Source organism: Flavobacterium sp. LS1R10 (genome assembly GCF_003968825.1).
Classification (GTDB): domain Bacteria; phylum Bacteroidota; class Bacteroidia; order Flavobacteriales; family Flavobacteriaceae; genus Flavobacterium.
In genome coordinates this window covers 656137-679361 of the sequence record NZ_RYDH01000001.1, presented here as the reverse complement: position 1 = coordinate 679361, position 23225 = coordinate 656137, and the positions used below count along the sequence as shown (strand labels likewise).

At 34.8% G+C, this 23225-nt stretch carries 19 protein-coding genes and 1 pseudogene; 16 read left to right on the top strand and 4 right to left on the bottom strand.

The genetic code is table 11. The features are described from left to right. The first annotated feature begins 219 nt into the window (after nt 1-219). On the top strand, nt 220-810 hold the full coding sequence (locus EKL96_RS03025; RefSeq protein ID WP_126451959.1) for a thymidine kinase: 591 nt from the start codon (nt 220-222) through the stop codon (nt 808-810). A 423-nt stretch (nt 811-1233) separates the two neighbouring features. On the opposite strand, the gene EKL96_RS03020 is transcribed toward EKL96_RS03025, so the two are convergent. Further along, on the bottom strand, nt 1234-1839 hold the full coding sequence (locus EKL96_RS03020) for a thioredoxin family protein (protein ID WP_126458013.1): 606 nt from the start codon (nt 1837-1839) through the stop codon (nt 1234-1236). Nucleotides 1840-1944: 105 nt separating this feature from the next. Between EKL96_RS03020 and EKL96_RS03015 the strand changes: the two genes are divergently transcribed. The 9 genes and pseudogenes from EKL96_RS03015 (at nt 1945) to EKL96_RS02975 (ending at nt 11690) form a co-directional block, all read left to right on the top strand. Continuing rightward, complete coding sequence (locus tag EKL96_RS03015) at nt 1945-2724, top strand: patatin-like phospholipase family protein (protein ID WP_126458010.1); 780 nt, start codon at nt 1945-1947, stop codon at nt 2722-2724. 68 nt (nt 2725-2792) lie between these two features. Further along, nucleotides 2793-3500, top strand: a complete 708-nt coding sequence (gene pyrH / locus EKL96_RS03010) for a UMP kinase (RefSeq protein ID WP_126458007.1) — start codon at nt 2793-2795, stop codon at nt 3498-3500. A gap of 70 nt (nt 3501-3570) precedes the next feature. Continuing rightward, on the top strand, nt 3571-4134 hold the full coding sequence (gene frr, locus EKL96_RS03005; RefSeq protein ID WP_126451955.1) for a ribosome recycling factor: 564 nt from the start codon (nt 3571-3573) through the stop codon (nt 4132-4134). 203 nt (nt 4135-4337) lie between these two features. After that, the gene (locus EKL96_RS03000) at nt 4338-6068 is read left to right on the top strand and encodes a hypothetical protein (protein WP_126458004.1); all 1731 of its coding nucleotides are present in this window, start codon (nt 4338-4340) and stop codon (nt 6066-6068) included. A 4-nt stretch (nt 6069-6072) separates the two neighbouring features. After that, on the top strand, nt 6073-6546 hold the full coding sequence (locus tag EKL96_RS02995; RefSeq protein WP_126458001.1) for a hypothetical protein: 474 nt from the start codon (nt 6073-6075) through the stop codon (nt 6544-6546). A gap of 845 nt (nt 6547-7391) precedes the next feature. Then, complete coding sequence (locus EKL96_RS02990; protein WP_126457998.1) at nt 7392-7850, top strand: hypothetical protein; 459 nt, start codon at nt 7392-7394, stop codon at nt 7848-7850. Nucleotides 7851-8151: 301 nt separating this feature from the next. Next, nucleotides 8152-8610, top strand: coding sequence for a hypothetical protein (locus EKL96_RS02985; protein ID WP_126457995.1), 459 nt, complete (start codon nt 8152-8154; stop codon nt 8608-8610). A 272-nt stretch (nt 8611-8882) separates the two neighbouring features. Next, nucleotides 8883-9080, top strand: a pseudogene (locus tag EKL96_RS02980) (ribosome recycling factor); the annotation flags it as partial. A gap of 111 nt (nt 9081-9191) precedes the next feature. Beyond that, a complete protein-coding gene (locus EKL96_RS02975) occupies nt 9192-11690 on the top strand; it encodes a DUF5686 family protein (RefSeq protein WP_126457992.1) in 2499 nt (832 codons plus the stop codon). On the opposite strand, the gene EKL96_RS02970 is transcribed toward EKL96_RS02975, so the two are convergent. Then, the gene (locus tag EKL96_RS02970) at nt 11687-12016 is read right to left on the bottom strand and encodes a DMT family transporter (RefSeq protein ID WP_126457989.1); all 330 of its coding nucleotides are present in this window, start codon (nt 12014-12016) and stop codon (nt 11687-11689) included. The genes EKL96_RS02975 and EKL96_RS02970 overlap by 4 nt on opposite strands. A 1-nt stretch (nt 12017) precedes the next feature. Beyond that, nucleotides 12018-14288, bottom strand: a complete 2271-nt coding sequence (locus tag EKL96_RS02965; protein WP_126457986.1) for a cation:proton antiporter — start codon at nt 14286-14288, stop codon at nt 12018-12020. Between the two features lie 198 nt (nt 14289-14486). Between EKL96_RS02965 and EKL96_RS02960 the strand changes: the two genes are divergently transcribed. The 5 genes from EKL96_RS02960 (at nt 14487) to rpoN (ending at nt 20835) form a co-directional block, all read left to right on the top strand. Beyond that, the gene (locus EKL96_RS02960; protein ID WP_126457983.1) at nt 14487-16907 is read left to right on the top strand and encodes an efflux RND transporter permease subunit; all 2421 of its coding nucleotides are present in this window, start codon (nt 14487-14489) and stop codon (nt 16905-16907) included. A 133-nt stretch (nt 16908-17040) separates the two neighbouring features. Further along, nucleotides 17041-17337 carry a hypothetical protein gene (locus EKL96_RS02955; protein ID WP_126457980.1) on the top strand — a complete coding sequence of 99 codons (297 nt, stop codon included), beginning with the start codon at nt 17041-17043 and terminating at the stop codon, nt 17335-17337. A gap of 134 nt (nt 17338-17471) precedes the next feature. Beyond that, nucleotides 17472-17702: a hypothetical protein gene (locus tag EKL96_RS02950; protein ID WP_126457977.1), complete on the top strand. Its 231-nt coding sequence runs from the start codon at nt 17472-17474 to the stop codon at nt 17700-17702. A gap of 154 nt (nt 17703-17856) precedes the next feature. Further along, the gene (gene asnS / locus EKL96_RS02945) at nt 17857-19293 is read left to right on the top strand and encodes an asparagine--tRNA ligase (RefSeq protein WP_126457974.1); all 1437 of its coding nucleotides are present in this window, start codon (nt 17857-17859) and stop codon (nt 19291-19293) included. Nucleotides 19294-19368: 75 nt separating this feature from the next. After that, on the top strand, nt 19369-20835 hold the full coding sequence (rpoN, locus tag EKL96_RS02940; RefSeq protein ID WP_126451949.1) for an RNA polymerase factor sigma-54: 1467 nt from the start codon (nt 19369-19371) through the stop codon (nt 20833-20835). Nucleotides 20836-21102: 267 nt separating this feature from the next. On the opposite strand, the gene EKL96_RS02935 is transcribed toward rpoN, so the two are convergent. Further along, nucleotides 21103-22242 (bottom strand): aminotransferase class I/II-fold pyridoxal phosphate-dependent enzyme, encoded by a 1140-nt coding sequence (locus EKL96_RS02935; protein WP_126457971.1) that lies wholly within the window; start codon nt 22240-22242, stop codon nt 21103-21105. Nucleotides 22243-22536: 294 nt separating this feature from the next. On the opposite strand from EKL96_RS02935, the gene EKL96_RS02930 reads away from it, so the two are divergent. After that, entirely contained in the window at nt 22537-23076 is a 540-nt protein-coding gene (locus EKL96_RS02930) for a hypothetical protein (RefSeq protein ID WP_126457968.1), read from the top strand. Nucleotides 23077-23225 lie beyond the last annotated feature (149 nt).

The window sequence follows — 23225 nt, the reverse complement described above, 5'->3', positions numbered from 1 at the left end:
GTCTTTTTTGATGCGTTTTCGTATTCCGTTTGATATCGTCCCAAGAAAAGGGAATCTTTGTGAACACGATTTTTATTTTTTTAAATAAGTGCTCTCGAATCTCCCATTTGATATAAATTTTATACTTTTGAAACGACGTAAAAGTATACAATTTTTAAGTCGGTTTCTTTATTATAAAGCAATAAAAACTATTCATTTTTTAAGTCAGAAAAATACAAAATGTTTCTCGAAAATACAGTAAATCACAAAGAACAATTTGGTTGGATCGAAGTCATTTGTGGCTCCATGTTTTCGGGTAAGACCGAAGAATTGATCCGTCGTTTGAGAAGAGCGCAATTTGCCAAGCAAAAAGTCGAAATTTTCAAACCAGCAATCGACACCCGCTATGATGATGAAATGGTGGTCTCTCATGATGCTAATGAAATCCGTTCTACGCCCGTTCCCGCTGCCGCAAATATTGCAATTTTGGCGCAAGGTTGTGATGTAGTGGGCATTGACGAAGCACAGTTTTTCGATGACGAAATTGTCAAGATCTGTAACGATTTGGCCAATCAGGGAATCCGTGTTATTGTGGCCGGATTGGATATGGATTTCAAGGGAAATCCTTTTGGCCCGATGCCTGCTTTAATGGCAACTGCTGAATATGTAACCAAAGTCCATGCCGTGTGTACCCGCACGGGAAATCTCGCGAATTACAGTTTCCGCAAAACCGACAATGACAAACTCGTCATGCTGGGCGAAACCGAAGAATACGAACCATTGAGCCGTGCTGCGTATTATCATGCGATGCGGAAAGATCAGGAGAAGTAAATCCTCTCCCCTTCTTAATTCCATTTTTTTCTGAAATTCCCAAGTTAGATAATTCACATACGAATAGGTTTTATTTAAATCCAATAAATTAATGTCTGTTATCACAACTATTCCTTTTTAACAAAACTACAAAAAAAGGATTCTCGTGGAATAACTTTGTTAAATTGATTCCTGCTATAACTGGCAAATAGAATTTAGTCTACACGGTTGAACTATATTTGAGACCAATAATCCTAAATCTGCAACTCTGATAGCAATAAAACAGGTGTTGTGGTATCGATAACTTGATAAATATCAGATATTTTTTTAAAATAGTTGGTTTTAAGACATGCTACCATAAAAGTACATGCCTGACTTCCTATAATCACTTTTTAAACAAAATAGGTTAGACTATTCAAAATTTGATGCGTATTGACTTAAAAATTACACCTCTAAATCAACCATTAAACCAATCAACTCCTTTTGGGTTGTTATCCCTTTATCGTGCAAATACCAGAGTTGTAAGTTGGTTTTTAAAGTTTCGTCAATAACGCCAAATTCTTTTTTATAATCCGCAACCAAATCAGCAGCAGCTTTAGGTCTTGGTCCCCAACTACCGAGTATAGCGCCTGTTGTTTTAGCGACAACGATCAATATAGGAATTGATTTTTTTTTGTTCGTCAGATATAAGTTCATTAGTTCTTCATTTTCATCACGCAGCACAATTCTCAAGTCAATTTTGCCAGATTGCACTGCCATTGTATTCATGATTGGCAACAACTGAGCAGCATCTCCGCACCAACCTTCTGAAATTACTACCCAAATGTATTCACTTTTTAGATTCTTTAACTTAATCTGATTTTCTTCCGTAATTGTAATGGTTTTGTCCAAGCGATGCATACGGGTTTCATTCAGGGTGCTATACTGCGTCAAATTTTCGGATTGTTCCTTTCCTGTGGATTTTCCTTCCAATATTAAATCTGAAATAAGTTTTCTGTATTCGGTATAGGAATGACTGTTAAATAATGCTTTAGCTACAGGAATTTTCATAATACGTAAATTGTTTACACAAAGTTAGCATAAAATTGGCCTATAAAGATGACTTATATCAGTTTCAATTCTACAAAAAGTGTATTTTTATCCTAAATTACAAAGATGGATTTAAAAACAAAATCGATAGGATTAGTTCTCTCCGGAGGCGGTTCTAAGGGTATTGCTCATGCTGGCGTGATCAAATTTTTAGAAGAAAAAAACATACGCCCGTCTCAGATAGCGGGTACGAGCGCAGGTGCTATTGTTGGTGCAATGTATGCCTGGGGAAAGACACCGGAGGAAATTCTGGAGTTTTTCAAGTCGATCTATCTTTTTCATTGGAAACATTTGACCTTTAAAAAGGCGGGGTTGATTGATTCAGAATCCTTCAAAAGTTATTTTCATACTATTTTTGGAGAGGCTGTTTTGGGCGATTTAAAAATTCCAATTCAAATTACAGCTACCGATATGGTTCGAGGAAAACTAAAAATATTTGCCCCCGAAACAAAAATTACAGATGCTGTTTTAGCTTCCTCGGCGTTTCCGGGTATTTTGTCCCCTTATGAAATAAAAGGAAGCATTTATAGTGACGGAGGTATCCTAAATCATTTTCCAACAGATATCCTGCAAGGACAATGCGATACCCTGATTGGTGTTTACGTGAGTCCCATTCAAAAAATAGACGCCAAAGATTTGAATACGATCAAAGCGGTAACGACTCGGGCTTTTGATATTCTTTCGGCAAATTCTAATATGCATAAATTTAACATCTGCGACTGGATCATAGAACCAAAGGATTTATGCCTGTACAGTACGTTTGAAACCAACCGAATTAAAATGGATGCCGTATTTAACATTGGCTATGAAGCCGCAAAAAAATCGTACGGAAAACTAAATTTATAAAATTTAAATAACGCATTTTTTAGAAAACAGAATATGTCTATATTTGCACCAATCAACTCAACACACACATGAAATACAAAAGAATTCTTCTTAAACTAAGTGGAGAAGCTTTAATGGGCGACTTGCAATACGGAATTGACCCAAAAAGACTAGCTGAATACGCTGACGAAATTAAACTAATTCATGATAAAGGAGTAGAAATAGCGATTGTAATAGGTGGTGGAAATATTTTTAGAGGAGTTGCCGGAGCCAGCGCAGGAATGGACAGAGTGCAAGGAGATTACATGGGAATGCTGGCCACTGTGATCAACGGAATGGCCCTACAGGGTGCACTGGAAGAAAAAGGAATGAAAACCCGTTTGCAAACGGCGTTAAAAATGGAATCCATTGCGGAACCTTATATCAAAAGAAGAGCAGACCGCCACCTGGAGAAAGGAAGAATTGTAATTTTTGGAGCCGGAACCGGAAATCCATATTTCACAACAGATACCGCAGCCGTTTTACGGGGTATTGAGATCAATGCTAATGTGATTCTAAAAGGAACTCGCGTGGATGGTGTGTATGATTGTGATCCGGAAAAAAATCCATCTGCCGTAAAATTCGATTTTATTTCCTTTGAAGATGTCCTCAAAAAAGGATTGAATGTAATGGACACAACCGCTTTTACATTAAGCCAGGAAAATAAATTACCAATCGTGGTTTTTGATATGAATAAAGTAGGCAATTTATTGAAAATCTGCGAAGGAGAAAACATAGGAACCGTAGTAAATATATAGTTAATGGTTCCTGGTTATAGCTTTTGGATTGCTCCAAATTTCTAAAACCCAAAACCCAAAACCTAAAAAAATGACTGAAGAAATTGAATTTATATTAGATAGCACCAAGGAATCCATGACCGGTTCTATTGCACATTTAGAAAAAGAATTTTTGAATATTCGTGCCGGAAAAGCATCTCCTGCCATGCTGGGAAGTGTTTTTGTTGATTATTACGGATCGGCAACACCGCTTTCGCAGGTATCAAAAATCAGTGTGCCTGATGCAAGAACAATTACGTTGCAACCTTTTGAAAAAAACATGCTACACGTGATTGAAAAAGCAATTATGGTGGCCAACATTGGTTTTAACCCAATGAATAACGGTGATGTAATTATCATCAGTGTTCCTGCACTAACTGAGGAAAGAAGACGTGATCTTGCCAAACAAGCCAAAGTTGAAGCCGAAGACGCTAAAGTGGGTATCAGAAATGCCAGAAAAGATGCCAACACTGAGATCAAAAAATTAGAAAAAGAAGGAACATCAGAAGACATTTGCAAAAGTGCCGAAGAAGAAGTGCAAAACTTAACCAATAGTTATATCCGTAAAATAGATGAACTTTTAGTGGTGAAAGAAGCTGAAATCATGAAGGTGTAAAACAACCTCAACACCTATTGAAACCCGTCCCGTTAGTATAATTGGACGGGTTTTCTGTTTTTTGTAAATATCACTACAAGTGGGTATTATAATTTATAAAATATTTCTTATTTTTATGAAATATTAACATTTAAAAATTTTATGAAAACAAACAAACAAACAAACAGCTAAAAAACTATTTATGCAGGACAACTATCCTTGGCTTGGTTTTAATTTTACTTAGTTGTAGTGAAGATTTATATGAGGAAAATATTGATGCTTCAATTGGCAAAGCAACTATTACTGAAATGAAATTTGAAGAGCTTTTGGCAAAAGATTCTAAATTTAAAGACTTAGTTGAAAAAGTAGGTGGAAATTTGATTACAAAAAAAAATGCATTCAAAAAACAAAACGATTTTATCATCACTAACGACAATGTAAAAAAAATTAAATTAAATAATATTATTTCTTATACAATGGCAATAAAAAGAAACAATGCTACTGATAATTTAAGTTTTGAAAATTTAGTTATACAAGAAGAAATTAATACTAATCCAAGAGCATACATTTTAAAATATATACCTAATAATATTATATTATCAGAAGGTCAATTATTGAATTTTGAAGGTAAAATTCAAATGAATCGTTTAGAAAAAGCACCTAAATTTAATAACAACAAACCACAGAACCGAACCACAGAATCAGAATGTTTCGTATATGTAGAACAATTATGGTGTTCAGCACCTTATCAAGGTAGTACACAACATCATTTACCCGGTGCGTCGTGTCAAGTTTCAACCCTTTATATAAGAACAGTTAAAGTATTAACACCTGATGCATGTGGTAGTACTGGTGGTGGTGGAACAAGTGGTTCAACAGGAAGTGATGGTGGTTTTGGCGATCCCTACGGTACAGGAGGTGGTGGCGGCTACGACAATAGTGATTATCCAACAGAGGATACATATACGGAGAATTATCAACAATATATTACAATCCCTATATTGAGTGCAGAAAATAGTTTTGATATAAAGAATACTGTGATTTTTTATAACAGTCTTTCTTTTCAGCAGCAACAATGGGCTATTGACAACCCTAATTCATACAATCAAATTATCCAATATCAAATAGACAACAAATGGAGCGATGAAAGTAAAGAATTTTCCTTACAAATAATAACACCATTAAGTGGAGACTCTTCATTAAAAATCGATATTGAGTCTTCTTTTAAATCACCAATGAATATTGATTGTTCAAGTATTCCCTATGATACTACAAAACCCGAAAATCAGAAGTTCAATGAATTATTCGATGCATTAAAAACGTCTGCTGAATTTAAAAAACTGTTTTTAGATATTTTCCACGATAGTAAACGATTTAATGTTAAATTTGAGATAGCCGATCGAGTATATGAAGACAATGACACTTCTAAACCAGAAGTTAACGCCACTACAAGTGAAGATCCAGTTACCAAAAATTTGACGATAAAAATTAGTAAACAAATACTCATTGCAGGAACAACAAAATCCCAAACCAATATTGAAAATGCAAAAACAATATTACACGAATGCATTCATGCTTATCTTTTTTCAAAAGCAGCTAATCCTGCTGTAGGGTTTACTTTTGTTGAAGCATTAAATAATAAATATCCTACAGCTAATGAACAGCATAATTTCATGTATAATAAAATGATACCTACAATGCAAAAAGTTCTAGGAGAAATAAGAGATTTGGTAACGACCGGACCGAAAAGAACTATCCTAGAAGCGTATACAATGCATCCGACAACAAATCCAATGACTTCTACTAGTTTTAATTGGCTAGACTTTTATAAATATATAAGTTTAAGTGGACTAAATGAAACAAGTTGTTTTAAAGTTGATTTTCCTAAAGACACTGATGCACAATCCCTCTTAAATCAATATATTAACGCAGGAAAAATAGAATTAGATAGATAGAAATATGAAAAACTTATACATAATGCTTTTGTTCGTTTCTGGTATTACTTATTGCCAAAACATTTCTTTAATCAAAAACTTAGATACAATATATGTAGACTTCAAAGAAAGCGCTACGCAAATTAAGACCGTTCTACCTAAAGATAATCCAGGGTTTAAGAGATGGTATATTATAAAATTTAAAGAAAAAAACAAGGATGAATATTTACAATTTAATGTAAGTGATTACCCCTCAACTACAAGAAGAGAAATAGGTGACAAATCAGATTTTAGATTTATCAAAAAATCGTATTTAAGGAAAAACAAGAAAAGGATAATTTCAGTAAATTTTTTTAAAAAATATGGCGTTTTCAAGAGCTATTATGAAGCGTTTGAAAAATGTAAAGTAATATACATAATTGACAGATCAGAGGAGAAAAATGGACAAATTCCTATTTATGAAGTGTCAATATCAAGTTCATATATGATGGGAGAGTAAAATTAGTGCTATTGTTACTAAAGCAAAACATTGACTGCAAAAGAACCTTGCTCATAAACCAAATCATCATATCATGAGACCTTACTTATTGCTAGTGCTACTGTTTTCTATAAAAGTGTTTAGCCAAAACTATAATTCTCTCAAAGAGTCCGAAACTATTTATATTGAATTCAAAGGAAAAAACAACGAAAAAAAATACGCTATTGATACTAGAATTCAACCAAATAATTTTGATGAGAGGGCGCTTACAATTTTGTTTTACCCGCAAAGTTCGGGCTTTACTTTCAACACCCAAAGTTTAAAAATTGAAAAAAAAAGAAGCAAATATTGTCTCTGAAGTTAGGAAAGTAAATAAATCATTTTAAAAAAAATAAAAAACATATAATTGGAATAAATTTTAAAAAAAAATATGAGCAGAATGACATTATATGTCAGTTGTTTACACAAAAAAAGTATTTTATATTATTGATTTTACCGTAAAGAAAAAAGTCAATGTTCTCTTATATGAAGTTAATTCGATGAATGTTTGTCCGGTGTTGGAATAATAAAATACGTTGATGCAAAACATTTTCCCGCTGCTTGAGCGAGCGTCCCGCTCGTAATTCCTATTAAGGATTAATATAATTTTGGTATGTGGTAGTGTTTTAAAATTAAAGTATGTGACAATATAGATTGTGTTCACGAGCGGGACGCTCGCGCGAGCTGGGAATTTAAGCTTAAACGGATTGAATGAAACAAGCGGTTTTAAAAAGATCTTCCTAACCCATCAGATGCTCTTAGGTTACACCAAAATTATATTGATGCTGGTAAAACTGAATTAGACCGCTAACTTAAAGTTTATTAATATGAAAAAATTAGCCTTTTTAATTATATTTTTTTGCTGTTCTCATAGTTATGCACAAGATATTGAGTATATCAAAAAACTTGATACTGTTTACGTAAAGTTTAAAAAATCTGTTAATCAGACGAAAGAGGGTTCGGCAGATTATCGTTTTTATACAATTACACTTGATAAAAGTCAAGACGAAGGTTCTTTATATTTTACTAAACCTGATTTTAAAGATAATTCAACAGAGACGGCCAAAAAATATTCGCCTAGATTCGAAAAGAAATCTTTTCTGAAGAAGCATAAAAACAATATTGTTGGAATAGATTTTTTTCAAAAATACGGTATAAAAAAAAGCAGATACGATGCTTTTTCTGTAAATAGTGTAATTTACATCATCGATTGTGATGAACGAAAAAAAGACAAAATTTCTTTGTATAGAGTTTCAATGTCGAGTTCTTATCGTATGGGAGAATAAGTATTAAAGCAGTTTTAGAGTATTTCTAAAGCTGCCTTTTTTATAAATTATGCTTGACCGCTCGGATATATAAAAAAACATAAGTGTAATTCCCTTTCAAATCTTATAAAAAAACCCACGCTGCCGGGAGTTTCCCCGCTGCTGGAGCGAGCGTCCCGATCTTGATGCCTGCTGTAGATTAATATAATTTTGGTTTGTGGTAGTGTTTTAAAATTAAAGTATGTGACAATATAGATTGTGTTCACGAGCGGGACGCTCGCGCAAGCAGGGAATTAGATCGATAATTAAAATTAAATCTATTATGAAAACAGCAATTTTTTTATTTCTTATGATTAATTACGGATATTGTCAAGATATTGAACATACGAAAAATCTTGATACTATTTACGTTAAATTCAAAGAAGACAAGTTTCAAAAAAGAATGATACATACTTCAAATTATCGTGAATATTTCTTTTATTTAGTTAAAAATAAAGACAGTGATTATCTTAATTTCACTAAACCAGACCGCAAAAATTCTTTAACTGAGAAAGGCAATACTCGAACAGATACAAGAACAGAAAACAAATCATTTTTAGAGAAACACAAAACAGATATTATAGGAATTGATTTCTTTGAAAAATATGGAATTATAAAAAGTACTTATGATGCTTTTGAAAAATGCAAAGTAATTTATATTATCGATTGCGATGAACAGAAAAAAGGTAAAATTATGTTGTACAGAGTTTTAATGTCGAGTTCTTATCGTATGGGAGAATAAGTATTAAAGCAGTTTTAGAGTATTTCTAAAGCTGCCTTTTTTATAAATTATGCTTGACCGCTCGGATATTTAAAAAAAACATAAGTGTAATTCCCTTTCAAATCTTATAAAAAAACCCACGCTGCCGGGAGTTTCCCCGCTGCTGGAGCGAGCGTCCCGATCTTGATGCCTGCAGTAGATTAATATAATTTTGGTTTGTGGTAGTGTTTTAAAATTAAAGTATGTGACAATATAGATTGTGTTCACGAGCGGGACGCTCGCGCAAGCAGGAGAAAGCCGAAGACGCTAAAGTGGGTATCAGAAATGCCAGAAAAGATGCTAACACTGAGATCAAAAAATTAGAAAAAGACGGAACATCAGAAGACATTTGCAAAAGTACCGAAGAAGAAGTTCAAAACTTAACCAATAGTTATTTCCGCAAAATAGATGAACTTTTAGTGGTTAAAGAAGCTGAAATCATGAAAGTGTAATTCCTTTTCAAATCCTATTAAAAATCCGTTCGCTTAGGGGAACGGATTTTTTTATTGTTACTTTTGCGATACCAAAATGAGATTATACCCGTTTTGCAGTAAACCCTATTTATGAAGCAATTGTGTGTGTTCTTCTTTTTTTTAACGCTTTCGCTACAGGCGCAGTTTCAAGTCAATGGAATTGTGAAAGAGTCTACAACCAATAAACCATTGCCTTTTGCCACGATTACTACAACTGACGGTATAAACTCCATCTCTGATGTCGATGGGAAGTTTAGTATCGTTACTCCAATTCCCTTTACAGCCTTTGATGTTTCATATATTGGTTTCACCAAAGCCAGAATTACCCTTGAAAAAAACAAAAATTATTATGTGGTCATGCTATCTCAAAAAACAGATGATCTGAATGAAGTGGTGGTTCCAGACGAAAACCCAGCTTTGGCAATTATCCGAAAGGCGATCGAAAATAAAGACAATAATAACCCCCAAAAAAAACTCTACAGTTTCGAGTTTAAATCCTATAATAAACTCATTGTAAGCGCAAATCCTGACTCCATTGACGGGAGAATCGATTCTGTTTTTGTCCAAAAATCAAGCGGTGATCAGTTCTCAAAAATTGACTCTTCCGAGTATAAGTTTAAAGATATCGTACGTCAGCAACATCTGTTTCAAACTGAAAAAGTATCACAATATCAATTTGCTAATAGCACATTAAAAGAAACTATATTAGGTACCAAAATGGCGGGTTTCAAGCAACCTGTTTATGAAATCATTGCATTTAATTTGCAGTCCTTCTCTATTTACGATTCCCGTTACGAACTTTTTGAGACCAAGTACAACAGCCCCATTGCCAATGATGCCCTAAAAGATTACAACTATAAACTGTTGGATTCCCTGATCATTGACGGCAGAAACACCTACATGATTTACTTCAAGAATAAGAAAAAAAGAAGAGCGTCAGGACTGGAAGGCGTACTTTATATTGACCAAAATAATTTTGCTGTCGCCAAAGCAGTAATGCGCATAAAAGGCGTTCTTGACATTAGTGGAATTCATAACTTTAAGTACATTCCCAGTGAAAAATTATGGTTTCCAACGGACAAAACCTTTAAAATTGTAAAGGGCAAAAATGATGACGATATAAAAATCCTTGGCGGAACGATTCAATTTGATGGTGATGTAGAAAACGATTTTAAAGAACGAAAAAAAACAGCCTCGGATTTCACCTATTTATTGTCGCAAACCAACAATTTTGAAATCCAATATAACATTCCAATCCAAATAAAAAAATCAGCCGTCACTATCGAAATCAAAGACGATGCGATTAATAAACCAGAAGCTTTTTGGGACACTTACAGAAAAGACAGCTTAGACAGCCGAAGCAAAAAGACCTATCAAGCACTCGACAGTATTTCGATCAAAAAAAGAATTGAAAGCCGCCTCCGTTTTGGCAGGAAAATTATCAACGGGTATTTACCTATAGGAAAATTCGATTTAGACTTACGAAAATTGTTTAGCTATAATAACTACGAAGGATTTAGATTGGGAATTGGGGGCACTACAAACGAACGATTTTCAAAAAATTTCAGAGTCGAAGGATACACCGCTTACGGAACAAAAGATAATGATTTTAAGTATAACTTAGGAATAGCAGCACGTGTAGGGAAATTTACTAATTCCTGGATAGGAGTTTCCTATACGGATGATCTTCGAGAAATTGCCAGTACCGTATTTGCAATTGACAAAAAGCCTTTTAAAATTTATGATCCCAGACCAATAAACATCAGTACTTTTTATAATTATGTAACTTGGAAAACATTTATAGAGACTAAAATCATTCCAAAAACCGAAAGTTTATGGGAACTCTCTAGAACGGCTGTGGAGCCACAATTCAATTATATTTTCAATTTAAACGGAAAATTATATCCTAATTACGTGATGACTACTGCGATGGTTTCTTTGCGCTGGAATCCATTTAGTGATTATATGCAAACGCCTACGGGACGAATTGAGGTTGAAAAACGTTTTCCTAAATTTACGTTTCAATACACCCAATCCTTCCCCAAGATCTGGCAAAATGATTTTGAGTTTAGCAAAATAGATTTTAAAACAGAGTATGAAAAAAAATATTTAAACGGTCAAAAAACAAGCTTACTTTTCGAGGCAGGATATTCTTTTGGTGCAATACCCTTAACTCATTTGTACAACACCTCGCCTAATAATATTACCAAAGAAACTATCATTCAAAGGATCACTTTTTCAGGCAAAAACAGTTTTGAAACCATGTTTTTCAATGAGTTTTTCTCCAGTCAATATGCCTATTTTCAATTCAAGCACGGGTTTAGCCGTGTCACATTATTCAAAAAAATAAAACCGTCTTTAGTCATTGTATCCCGCGTGGCTTGGGGTAATTTACAAAACCCGGAGCAGCACATCGGACTGGATTATAAGACACTGAACAAAGGGTATTTCGAATCGGGAATCGAACTGAATCAAATTTACAAAGGACTTGGATTAGGTGGGTTTTACCGGTATGGACCCAATCAGTTGAGTAAATTTCAAGATAATATTGCTGTCAAAATAAGCTTCGTCCTCAATATAGGCCTTTAATGACTCGACACAAATTTTAATCCTATAATAGAACTGATCAAAGTGGTGATGAAAAATATTCGCCAAAAATCAGCTGGTTCTTTAAAGACAAAAATTCCAACCAATACGGTTCCCACTGCTCCTATTCCAGTCCAAACCGCGTATGCAGTGCCTATAGGCAAAGTGAGTGTGGCTTTGTAAAGTAATCCCATGCTTATTGCCAGACAAATCAAGAATCCGCACAACCAGAATGTGGCTGCCATTCCGGAACTTTCCTTGGCTTTGCCCAAGCAAGTGGCAAAACCCACTTCAAAAAGACCTCCTAAAATTAATAAAATCCAGTTCATATTATTGTTTTAAAATTAATACCGAAGGAACGCCGCTCAGCCAAGTGCTTCTGGAGTCCACCAAGTCTTTCCAACTTTCAAGACTGACTACCATTAAATCCTGCTGATCTAAAAATTCCTTTTTAATGATTTTATCGGTTATCAAACCAATGTTATTTGGGTATTTTTGCTCCAAAGAATCAATAGCGCTCTTCATGACAAAATTAGTCGTAAGATGCCCATTTACATCCAAAAGAATAATTTTAGAATTGTTGTTGTAAATTAATTTTTGCACATAATCAATCAAAAAAGAGTCTTCAGGGCTAAAAATTGGAATAAAAATATGGTTTACGTGCTGTAAATCTTTATCGATCAAAATCCCTATTGGCATCTTGGTTTTAGAAATAATCTGTCTGGTTCTTTCATCAAAGGGCGAGTTTTCAAACAAGCCTTCTTTGCCGGTAAACTTATCAATCAAACGATCCGGATTGATGATCCGTGTGGTAAAGCCAATTACTTTTCCAAGAATAGTCCCTTCAAAAATAGATTTCCCTAGACCTATCAATAACAAGTCATAGTCGCCTTGATTGGCTACATCGGCAATTTCAGTTTCAATATCCATCGTTGCTTTAAAAATCGTGGTGATGTCCTGTTTCAGGAGATGGGATTCTTCAACAATAGGATAAAAACTATTTTTTTCTTTGTCTTCCATGTTAAAAGTATGTACCTCATCACTTAAAGACAAATGCATGACGGTAACACTGGAAGTGTTTTTCTGTTTTTTTATCAAACTATTGGCCAATCGAAGCAACGATTTTCCTTTTTCATTGTTTCCAAATGAAATTAAAATTCGGTATTTGTTATCATTTGATGGTTCCAAAATCTCAACCCCATCTTTAGTTTTAAAAATATAATTGATGAGATCTAAGGCCGGACCTGTCATAAAAGTAGTGACCAAAGCCATAATGACCATCATGGTAAAGACTTCAGGAGTCAACACTTTAAGCTCCAACCCGATGTTTAACACAATCAATTCCATCAAACCTCTGGTATTCATCAAAGCGCCAATTGTCAAACTATCCCGCCAACTTTGCCCTATAAATCTGGCGGCCAATGCACTCCCCAAAAATTTTCCTACTACCGCTACCAGAATAATAAAACCGGTCACTTTCCACAAATACGGATCATTGATCAGCCCAATTTCAGTTTTCAAACCTGTGAATACAAAAAATAAAGGCAGTAAAAGAATCAACGCCACATCCTCTACTTTTTCTATAAATATGGTCCTGAATTTTGGAACATCTGGCATAATGGCTCCCGCCATAAACGCTCCAAATAAAGCATGAATACCGATAACCTCAGTAGCATACGAGGAAATAATAAGTACCAGAAAAAAGATCGCCACAACTGGTTTTATAATACTGTCTTTGGAACCATATAAATCCCCAATTCTTTTTAGAAATGGTTTTACAATAAAAATCATAGCTACAACATAAAGTACCGCCAACATAATAATGTATAAGGAACTCACGAACGTTCCTGCTTTCACGATCGCAATGACCACTGCCAGAATACACCAAGCCGTAATATCATCAGCAGCAGCACATGTAATAACAATAGCGCCTAACTTTGTTTTATGAATTCCTCGTTCCTGAACGATTCTGGCCAGAACTGGAAAAGCAGTGATACTCAACGCAATTCCCATAAACAAACTGAAAGAAAGGAACTTAACTCCTTCAGGAGCAAATCGATTGTACACAAAATAAGCCAGACCAATCCCGAGAGTAAAGGGAATGACGATGCTCGCATGACTGATTACCACGGCTTCATTTGCTTTGTTCTTCAGCACTTTTAAATCGAGTTCCATCCCTATCACGAACATAAAAAGAATCAGTCCTATCTGACTCAAAAACTTTAAGTTTCCTAACGATTCAACAGGAAATAAAGCAATTGAAAATTCCGGAAAATACAATCCCAGTAAGGATGGTCCTAGAACAATACCCGCAATAATTTCCCCAATTACTGAAGGCTGACCAATTTTCTTGAAAATCCAGCCAAAAACACGAGCAACTAGAATAATCGTAATAATTTGCGCCAAAAGGATAGCCAAAGGATCTTGGAAGTTATGCTGAATCGACGCTAAAAAATCACTCCAGGAACCGTTTCCACTTTCTGGTGTCACTATCGTTTCTGCAACTTCTAAATGCTTCCCTTTAGTTATAATCCAATACATTAGTGCTATAAAACCGCCAGTAACACTTAAATAAAATAGTGTGTTTTTATAATTCTTCATATTTGTTTTTATATGGACTTTCCCAACTTTAAAGAAACAAAGATGAGAAATTCAAATGTATAATTTATATGCCACAAAATTATTTTATTGTAAAATAAAAAAAGGGTATAATTAGCCCGGTAAAACAACAAAAAGTTTCTTTTAAAATAAATAATTTATAGTGGTTTTGACTACCTTTACCGCCTTTAATATTGACTTATGATTAAGTGGTTTAGTTTAGGATTTTGGGAATTAATAGCGCGAATTGTCCTCAGAAATAGAATTTTGATGTTATCCATTATTGTTGTGATAACAGCGCTTTTAGCACTACAATGGAAAAATATCCACTTCACTTTTACCGAAGCCAATTTATTACCGGATGATAATATTGTAAATATCGAGTACAACGCTTTTCTAAATAAATTTGGCGAAGAGGGAAATCTAGTCATCATCGGTGTAAAAGATAACTCCATATTTACCCCAAAAGCCTATGCTTCCTGGAGCAAAATGATGAATACGCTGAAAGAAGACAAAGCGGTAGATTTAGTAATTTCGTTAAATGACTTAAAGAAATTACAAAAAAATGATTCGCTGCAAACCTTTGAACTCGTTCCTTTTGTGGACCAAAGCAAAACTCTTGATCCGGCATATCTTCAAAAGATCAAAAAAGAACTATTCAATGATTTGCCTTTTTACGAAGGATTACTTTTCAACAAAAGATCGGGAAGCATTCGCTCTGCCGTATACATGGATAAAAAAATTGTAAACACAGCAGCCCGAAAAGATTTTATTCTGGATAAATTAGTTCCCGCAGTCGAAACATTCGAAAAAGAAACCGGAATCGACCTGCGCGTTTCAGGCATGCCTTACATCCGGACGCTAAACGCAAAAACCATCACCGATGAAATAAGTATCTTCATTGGAGCTTCACTATTAGTTACTTCACTGCTTTTCTTTTTCTTTTTTAGAAGTTTTAGGGCGACGTTAATATCAATGGTAATTGTCATTATTGGGGTAATGTGGTCTTTTGGATTTTTAGGATTACTGAACTACGAAATCACTGTTTTGACCGCTTTAGTTCCGTCATTAATCATCGTAATCGGAATTCCGAATTGTATTTTCCTGACCAATAAATACCATCAGGAATATAAAATTCACCACAATAAAGCCAAAGCATTACAGCGTGTCACTACCAAAGTAGGAATGGCAACCTTGATGACGAATCTCACCACGGCCATAGGTTTTGCTACGTTTGTGGCTTCTAATAATCAATTGTTACTGGAATTTGGCGTCGTGACTTCTATCAATATTATGGCACTTTTCTTTTTATGCATCATTGTCATCCCTATTTTTCACAGTTATATTCCGGCCCCGAAAGAGCGCCACATCGAACACCTAGACCGCAATTATGTGAAGGTTTTTATGGATTGGATTCTGAGAAACGTAAAATACAATCGCTTTTCAATTTATGTCGTTTCTGTTATTCTTTTAGTAATTAGCATTGTAGGCATCTACGAAATGCGCATTTCCGGTAGTTTAATTGAAGACATGCCTAAAAAAGAAGCCTTTTTTGAAGACATTGTTTTCTTCGAAAAAGAATTTGATGGAGTGATGCCCCTCGAAATCATGATTGACACCAAACGCAAAAAAGGAGTTATGAAATTGTCTACGCTTAGGCGAATGGAAGAACTGGAGGAAACCATTGATGAAATTCCGGAATTGTCAAAACCCATTTCTATTGTCAATTTAATTAAATATTCCAAACAAGCGTATTATAACGGAAACCCAGACTATTATGAATTGCCAACGTCACAGGAACAGTCGTTTATTTTGTCGTATGCTAAAAATGCTACAAAAAACTCGAAAGATAATCTGATGAAAAGCTATGTAGATTCCACTGGACAATTTGCCCGAATCACGACTTTTATGCGCGATGAAAATGGCGATAATATTGCCAAAATTGAAGCTGAAATTCGTAAGAAAGCTGATAAAATTTTCCCGCCAGATCAATATAAAGTCACCATCACCGGAAAAGCTTTAGTTTTCCAAAAAGGAACCGGTTACCTACTGGACAACTTACTTTCGTCGCTGGCTTTCGCCTTTTTCCTGACCGCACTTTTGATTGGTTTTATGTTCCGTTCGTTCAAAATGGTGTTGGTTTCTATCATTCCTAATTTATTGCCGTTAATGCTAACCGCAGGAATCATGGGCTTTCTGGACATTCCGCTGAAACCGTCGACGATATTGGTTTTCGGAATTGCGTTTGGTCTTTCGGTGGATGACACCGTAAGATTTCTGTCGCAATACCGCGAGGAATTAAAGAAAAATAACTGGAAAATTCGCAAATCCGTTTACGCCACATTTACGGATGCCGGCCTGAGCATGTTTTATACTTCTATCGTGTTGTTCTTTGGATTTTCGGTGTTTATGTTGTCCAGTTTTGGCGGAACAATAGCACTTGGCGGATTGATTTCGCTAACATTATTATTCGGAATGCTATCCAATTTGATGTTGTTGCCAGCTTTAGTCTTGACCTTGAATAAAACTTTGGCCAACGAACAAGATTTTATCGAACCCAAAATTGACATCATCGAACCAAGTGATGCCGAGATTGATGATTTAGAAAAAAAAAATAAGTAAAGTTTATATACACTGTACTTGAATATTATTTTATATTATTCAAAGTAATATCGTACTTTAACTCCCAGAAAGGTGTCGTAAGAATACCGTTTACCTGGCAATCGATACTAATTTAAATTAATACAATGCAGTCATGAAAAAACATAAATACAGCAATTTTCTCTTAATTACGTTAACCGGCGTACTTGTTTCCTGCGGTGATATTTCAAAACAAGCTGAAGAAAAAATCAATCAGTTGAATGCCAAGGCGGAAAAGTTAGATTCACTGGTTAATAAAGAGTTGAAGAAAGTAAATTCCCTTGATTCTATAATCAACAAAGAAGGAGCTAAAGTAAAAAAACTCGACTCATTAATTACTAAATCAACTTCAAAAATTGATTCTATTGCCAATAGTAAACTGAATCTACTAAAGAAAATTAACAATAATTAAGAATCATAAAATTTATTTTTCAACTTACATTCCCATTTTTGAATTTTCCTGCTCTTCTGCTTCGCAAAGTTTCTAACTTTTAGGATGTAACTTTTAGTTTTTTACTGATGGAATTAGATTCAAACCAATAAATCATGCTCCTCAAAGTTTCCAACTTTGAGGATTTGTTTTTAAGTTTTGTACTGCTGGTATTTGAGGCGAGATTGTACCTATCAAAATACCAAGAATTAATTACCAGAAAATATTCTCATTTATGTGATCAAAAAACTAAAGCATTTCAGTTACCAATCACAATCCTATTTATTCTCAAAGAAGATCTTGAAAAACCGTACTTTCACTACTCCCTAGCCCTGATTGCAGTGTAAATCCTTTTTATTTTTTCTTTAAAAATAAAAAGATTGCAACGGAAAGCGGGAAATAGCTCCAGATTGCTTCACTCCTCGCAATGACTTTTAAAACAAATCATTTATATTTGCAGTTCAGTTACAGACAATTTTTAATATCAATTATACCCCTAAAATGAGACATACAAAAGTTAAAGACTTACTAAACAGTACCACGACGCTTCATGAAGTGAATGCAAAAGGATGGGTGAGAACTTTTAGAAACAATCAATTTATCGCGTTGAACGATGGTTCGACTATCAATAATATACAATGTGTTGTCGATTTTGAAAACACTCCAGATGAAACCTTGAAAAGAATTACCACTGGAGCAGCAATATCTGTAACCGGAACTTTGGTAGAAAGCAAAGGTGCAGGACAAAAATTTGAAATTCAGGTAGCTAAACTGGAAATCCTTGGAGATTCAGATGCGGAGAAATTCCCAATACAACCTAAGAACAAACCGAGCTTGGATTTCTTGCGGGAAAATGCGCATTTAAGAGTGCGTACTAATATGTTTGGAGCTATAATGCGTGTACGTTCGGTATTGTCGTATGCAGTTCACAGTTATTTTCAAGAGAAAGGTTTTGTGTATGTGAATACACCAATCATCACCGGATCAGATGCCGAAGGTGCCGGTGAAATGTTTAAAGTTACCGCCTTGCCATTTGACGGAACGCCAAGAACCGAAGATGGAAAAGTGAATTACAAAGAAGATTTCTTCGGGAAAGAAACGAACCTAACGGTTTCGGGACAACTGGAAGGAGAAACTTTTGCCATGGCTTTGGGACAGATTTATACTTTTGGACCAACATTTAGAGCCGAAAACTCGAATACTTCGCGTCACCTTGCTGAATTTTGGATGATTGAGCCAGAGGTAGCGTTCAATGATTTGAACGACAATATGGATTTGGCCGAAGATTTTATTCAGCATGTAATCAAATACACTTTGGAAAAATGTCCTGAGGATTTGAAATTCCTGGAAGGAAGATTATTGGATGAAGAGAAATCGAAACCAGTTGCGGAAAGAAGCGAAATGGCTTTGCTGGACAAACTAAACTTTGTTTTGGAAAACAATTTCAAACGTGTTTCGTACACCGAAGCCATTGATATTTTAAGGGATTGTACGCCTAATAAAAAGAAAAAATTTAACTATATCATCAACGAATGGGGAGCTGATTTACAATCAGAACACGAGCGTTATTTGGTGGAAAAACACTTTAAATGTCCGGTAATCTTGTTTGATTACCCGGCAAATATCAAAGCATTTTACATGCGTTTGAACGAAGACGGAAAAACAGTTCGTGCGATGGATATCCTTTTCCCAGGGATTGGAGAAATCGTGGGCGGTTCTCAAAGAGAAGAGCGTTTTGATGTTTTAGTTGAAAAAATGAAAGCCTTAGGAATTGATGAAGAAGAATTATGGTGGTATCTTGATACCCGAAGATTTGGTTCAGCGGTTCACTCTGGTTTTGGACTTGGATTCGAAAGATTGGTATTGTTTGTAACAGGAATGACAAACATTCGTGACGTAATTCCTTTTCCAAGAACGCCAATGAATGCGGAGTTTTAAAAAAGTTTATTCGGTTAGTCGGTTATTCGGTTAATCGATTCAACAAATAAACGGTTAACCGATTAAACAATAAAAATGCTGAAGCAATTCTTAAATTTAAAATTATCACAGAAATTATCTCCTCAACAAATTCAGTTGATGAAGTTAATTCAATTGCCTACGCAAGCTTTCGAACAGCGTTTACTGGAAGAAATGAACGAGAATCCAGCTTTAGAAACTGGAAAAGAAGAAGATGAGTATGAAAAGGATGAATTCGAAAACGAAGATTATGACGATTATGATGATGCGGAATCAGAGCGAATTGACGCCGAAGACATCAACATTGACGAATATTTAAGCAATGACGAAACTCCGGATTATAAAACGCAGGCTAACAATTATAGTGATGATGACGATGATCGCGAAACGCCTTTTGCCGCGCCAGTGAGTTTTCATCAGGATTTAATCAATCAGTTGAATACCTTCATCCTGAATGATGAAGAGCGTGATATTGCCGAATTCCTTGTAGGAAGTATTGATGACATGGGATATATTCGTCGCAGTGTTGCTGATATGGTAGACGATATGGCATTCACGCAAGGCATTTATACCGATGAGAAAATGGTCGAAAAAATGCTGCAGGTAATTCATGAACTGGAACCATCTGGTGTAGGAGCACAAGATCTACAGGAATGTTTGTTGTTACAATTGAAACATAAAACACCGACAGAATCCGTAGAACTGGCCACTGACATTATCGAAAATCAGTTTGATGCTTTCACTAAAAAACATTATGACAAGCTGTTACAAAAATACAATGTTTCAAATGAGCAGCTTAAAAAAGCAATTCACGAAATAGAAAAACTGAACCCAAAACCAGGAGGATCCTTTACCGGAAACAATAAAATAACAGAAAACGTAGTCCCTGATTTTGCTATTAGAATTGTAGACGGTGAACTGGAACTGACTTTAAACGGTCGAAATGCTCCTTCTCTGCACGTTTCTAAAGAGTATCAGGAAATGATGCAAACGTATAAGGATTCCCGAGACAAATCGGCACAACAAAAAGATGCAGTGCAGTTTATAAAGCAAAAGTTGGATTCAGCTAAATGGTTTATCGATGCGATACGCCAACGTCAGGAAACCCTTTTTGTAACCATGAATGCGATTACGCATTATCAGGAAGAGTTTTTTCTGGATGGTGATGAAACCAAGTTAAAACCAATGATCTTAAAAGATATTGCCGACATGGTAGGTCTTGACATTTCGACGATTTCACGTGTAGCAAACAGCAAATATGTAGAAACGCCTTATGGCACGAAACTGATCAAGGAATTTTTCTCGGAATCCATGAAAAACGATCAAGGCGAGGATGTTTCGACATTGGAAATCAAGAAAATCCTTCAAAATACAATTGAGGAAGAAGACAAGAAAAAACCGCTTCCAGATGATCAACTAGCCGAAATCCTAAAAGAAAAAGGATATCCAATTGCGAGAAGAACCATTGCTAAATACAGAGAACAACTCGATATTCCTGTGGCGAGAATGAGAAAGAAAATATAGGCGCTGCGTTAAATAGGGACCAATTTGAGCACTCAAAATTCGTACAACAAAAAATTAATTTACAAACCATATTAGGTTTAAATACTAATCGCTTCTTTCCTAATAAAGTATCGATAGTTTATACTACAATTCACCCGTATTCTTTATGCTTTTTTGATTATTTGAATTCAGGATTAATCTGCAATCAAAAGTAAACCCATAATTACAGCAAGAAGTACGTTAATGCACTAATCTGTTTTAATCCTTGAAATCCAAAGCATCCGCACGCTAAAAAAGAAAAGTGCACAACAAATGCAACACTTCCGTAATTTCTTGCGTCGAATTGTAACTATGAATGCAAAAACGCAGGCGTTCCTGCCCTTTGGGAACTGTTGGCGAAAGTATAGCTTTCACATCAAATCCTTTTTCCTGTAGTTGACTGGCGATGGTTTTTACTTTTTCATTTCCGGGAATAATGGCCGATTGTATTGCCGATTTGCTTCGGACGAAAAGTGGTTTTAAACTCAATAGATTTTTCTGCTGATTGAAAAAGACAATGTTTTCTTTTAATTTTAAAATTGAAACCGAATCTTTTTCTAAATGCTGGTACGCAACCAAAATCGCAGCAACAGAATGTGGCGAAAGCCCTGTGGTATAAATAAAACTTCGGGAGAAATTTACTAAATAATCCCTCAATTCAACCGAGCCTAAAATCGCGGCTCCATGGCAACCTAATCCTTTCCCAAAAGTCATTATTCGAGCAAAAACGTGCTCTTGCAAACCCAACATTTGAACTAATCCTTCTCCTATCGAGCCAAAAACACCCAAAGCATGCGCTTCATCAACAACAAGATAACAATTGTGTTTAGTTGAAACCGAAACCAATTCTTCCAAATTGGGACAATCACCATCCATAGAAAAAACAGATTCAGTAACGATATAAATAATAGTGTTTGGATTCCGTAAAATCAATTTTTCTAAATCCTCAAAATCATTATGATTGAATTTATAGGCTTTGGCATTCGACAGTTGGATTCCGTCCCGAATAGAAGCATGACACAATTCATCGTATAAAATCAAATCGCCTTTTTGTGGAACGGCACTAAAAAAACCAATATTGGCATTGTAACCCGAATTAAAAATCAAGGCTGTTTCTGATTGGTGGAAACTGGCAATACAGTTTTCTGTTTCTTGATACAGCTTATGGTTCCCGGATAACAATCGGGAACCCGTCGCCCCGTTTTGAATGACATTATTAGTAATTAAATACTCGTGCGTCTGATTAAATATAATTTCTGATTGTGAAAATCCCAAGTAATCATTGGAAGAAAAATCAATTCTTTTACTTGACAAAGACAATTTTCGCAACGCATTATTTTGCTTTCGAATTTCAAGTTTAGCGGATAGATTTTCTGGGAAATGTTTCATAGTCCACAAAAATAAGCATCTTTTTTGGTTTATGGATTTTGCGCCATTTTTGTTTACTAATTTCTTCCAATTAATGAATTTTGAAATAGAAATTCTAATACAGAATCTTGTTTCATTATTCAAAAAAATATAATTCTATAAAAATTAACAATTAAAAAACAACTATTAAAAAAAAATCTACAAATTTTTCCGAAAACGGTTTCGTTTTATAATTTTATTAAATTATGTTAAAAAAACCTTAAAATTAATATTGAAGATAATAACCTATGAAATAGTTTTCTACTTTCGGCAAATATGAAACGAATTGCATCACTTTTTTTAATAGTAACGTTGTTTTACAACGTGATGGGATACTATCTAATGTTTGCTTATCAAGAAGAGCAAGCGTGGGTATCTACTATGGAAAAAAGACATGATACAGAGTTTGAAGTAATCCAATTGAATGCAACTTTATATTCTTTTATTGAAGACACTGATTTTGAATACGTCAATGAAGATGTGGTTATCAACAATAAAAGGTATCATATTTTCAAGAAAAGAATTCAAAATAACATACTAAGTTTGTATTACCTGCGCAATGCACATCAAGATGCAATAAGCCAGGATTTAAAAAATATTGTTGACAATCAATTATTTAATGGATCTTCCTCTAAAGAGTCTCCGGTTAAAAAACTCATGAAGTCTTTTCTTCAAGATTATATTTCAAATAATACTGTTTGCGTAGCTTTTTATCCAAAAACAGCGATGCTTTCTGCTGAACCTATCATTACGCCAAACCAGGCGTTAGATCCCGGGTACACTTCCATTTCGTATTCACCACCTGATTTCGTTTAAATCTTCTTTCATTTTAGTGGAATCATTCGCTTTTATCCCGCCTTTAAAAGTCAAGATAACTAATGATTGTTTTAGCTATATCTGTACATTTATTACACCCTTTCGATAGAAATTGTGCCCGTTATAAATACAAAACAGGTTTTTGTGTT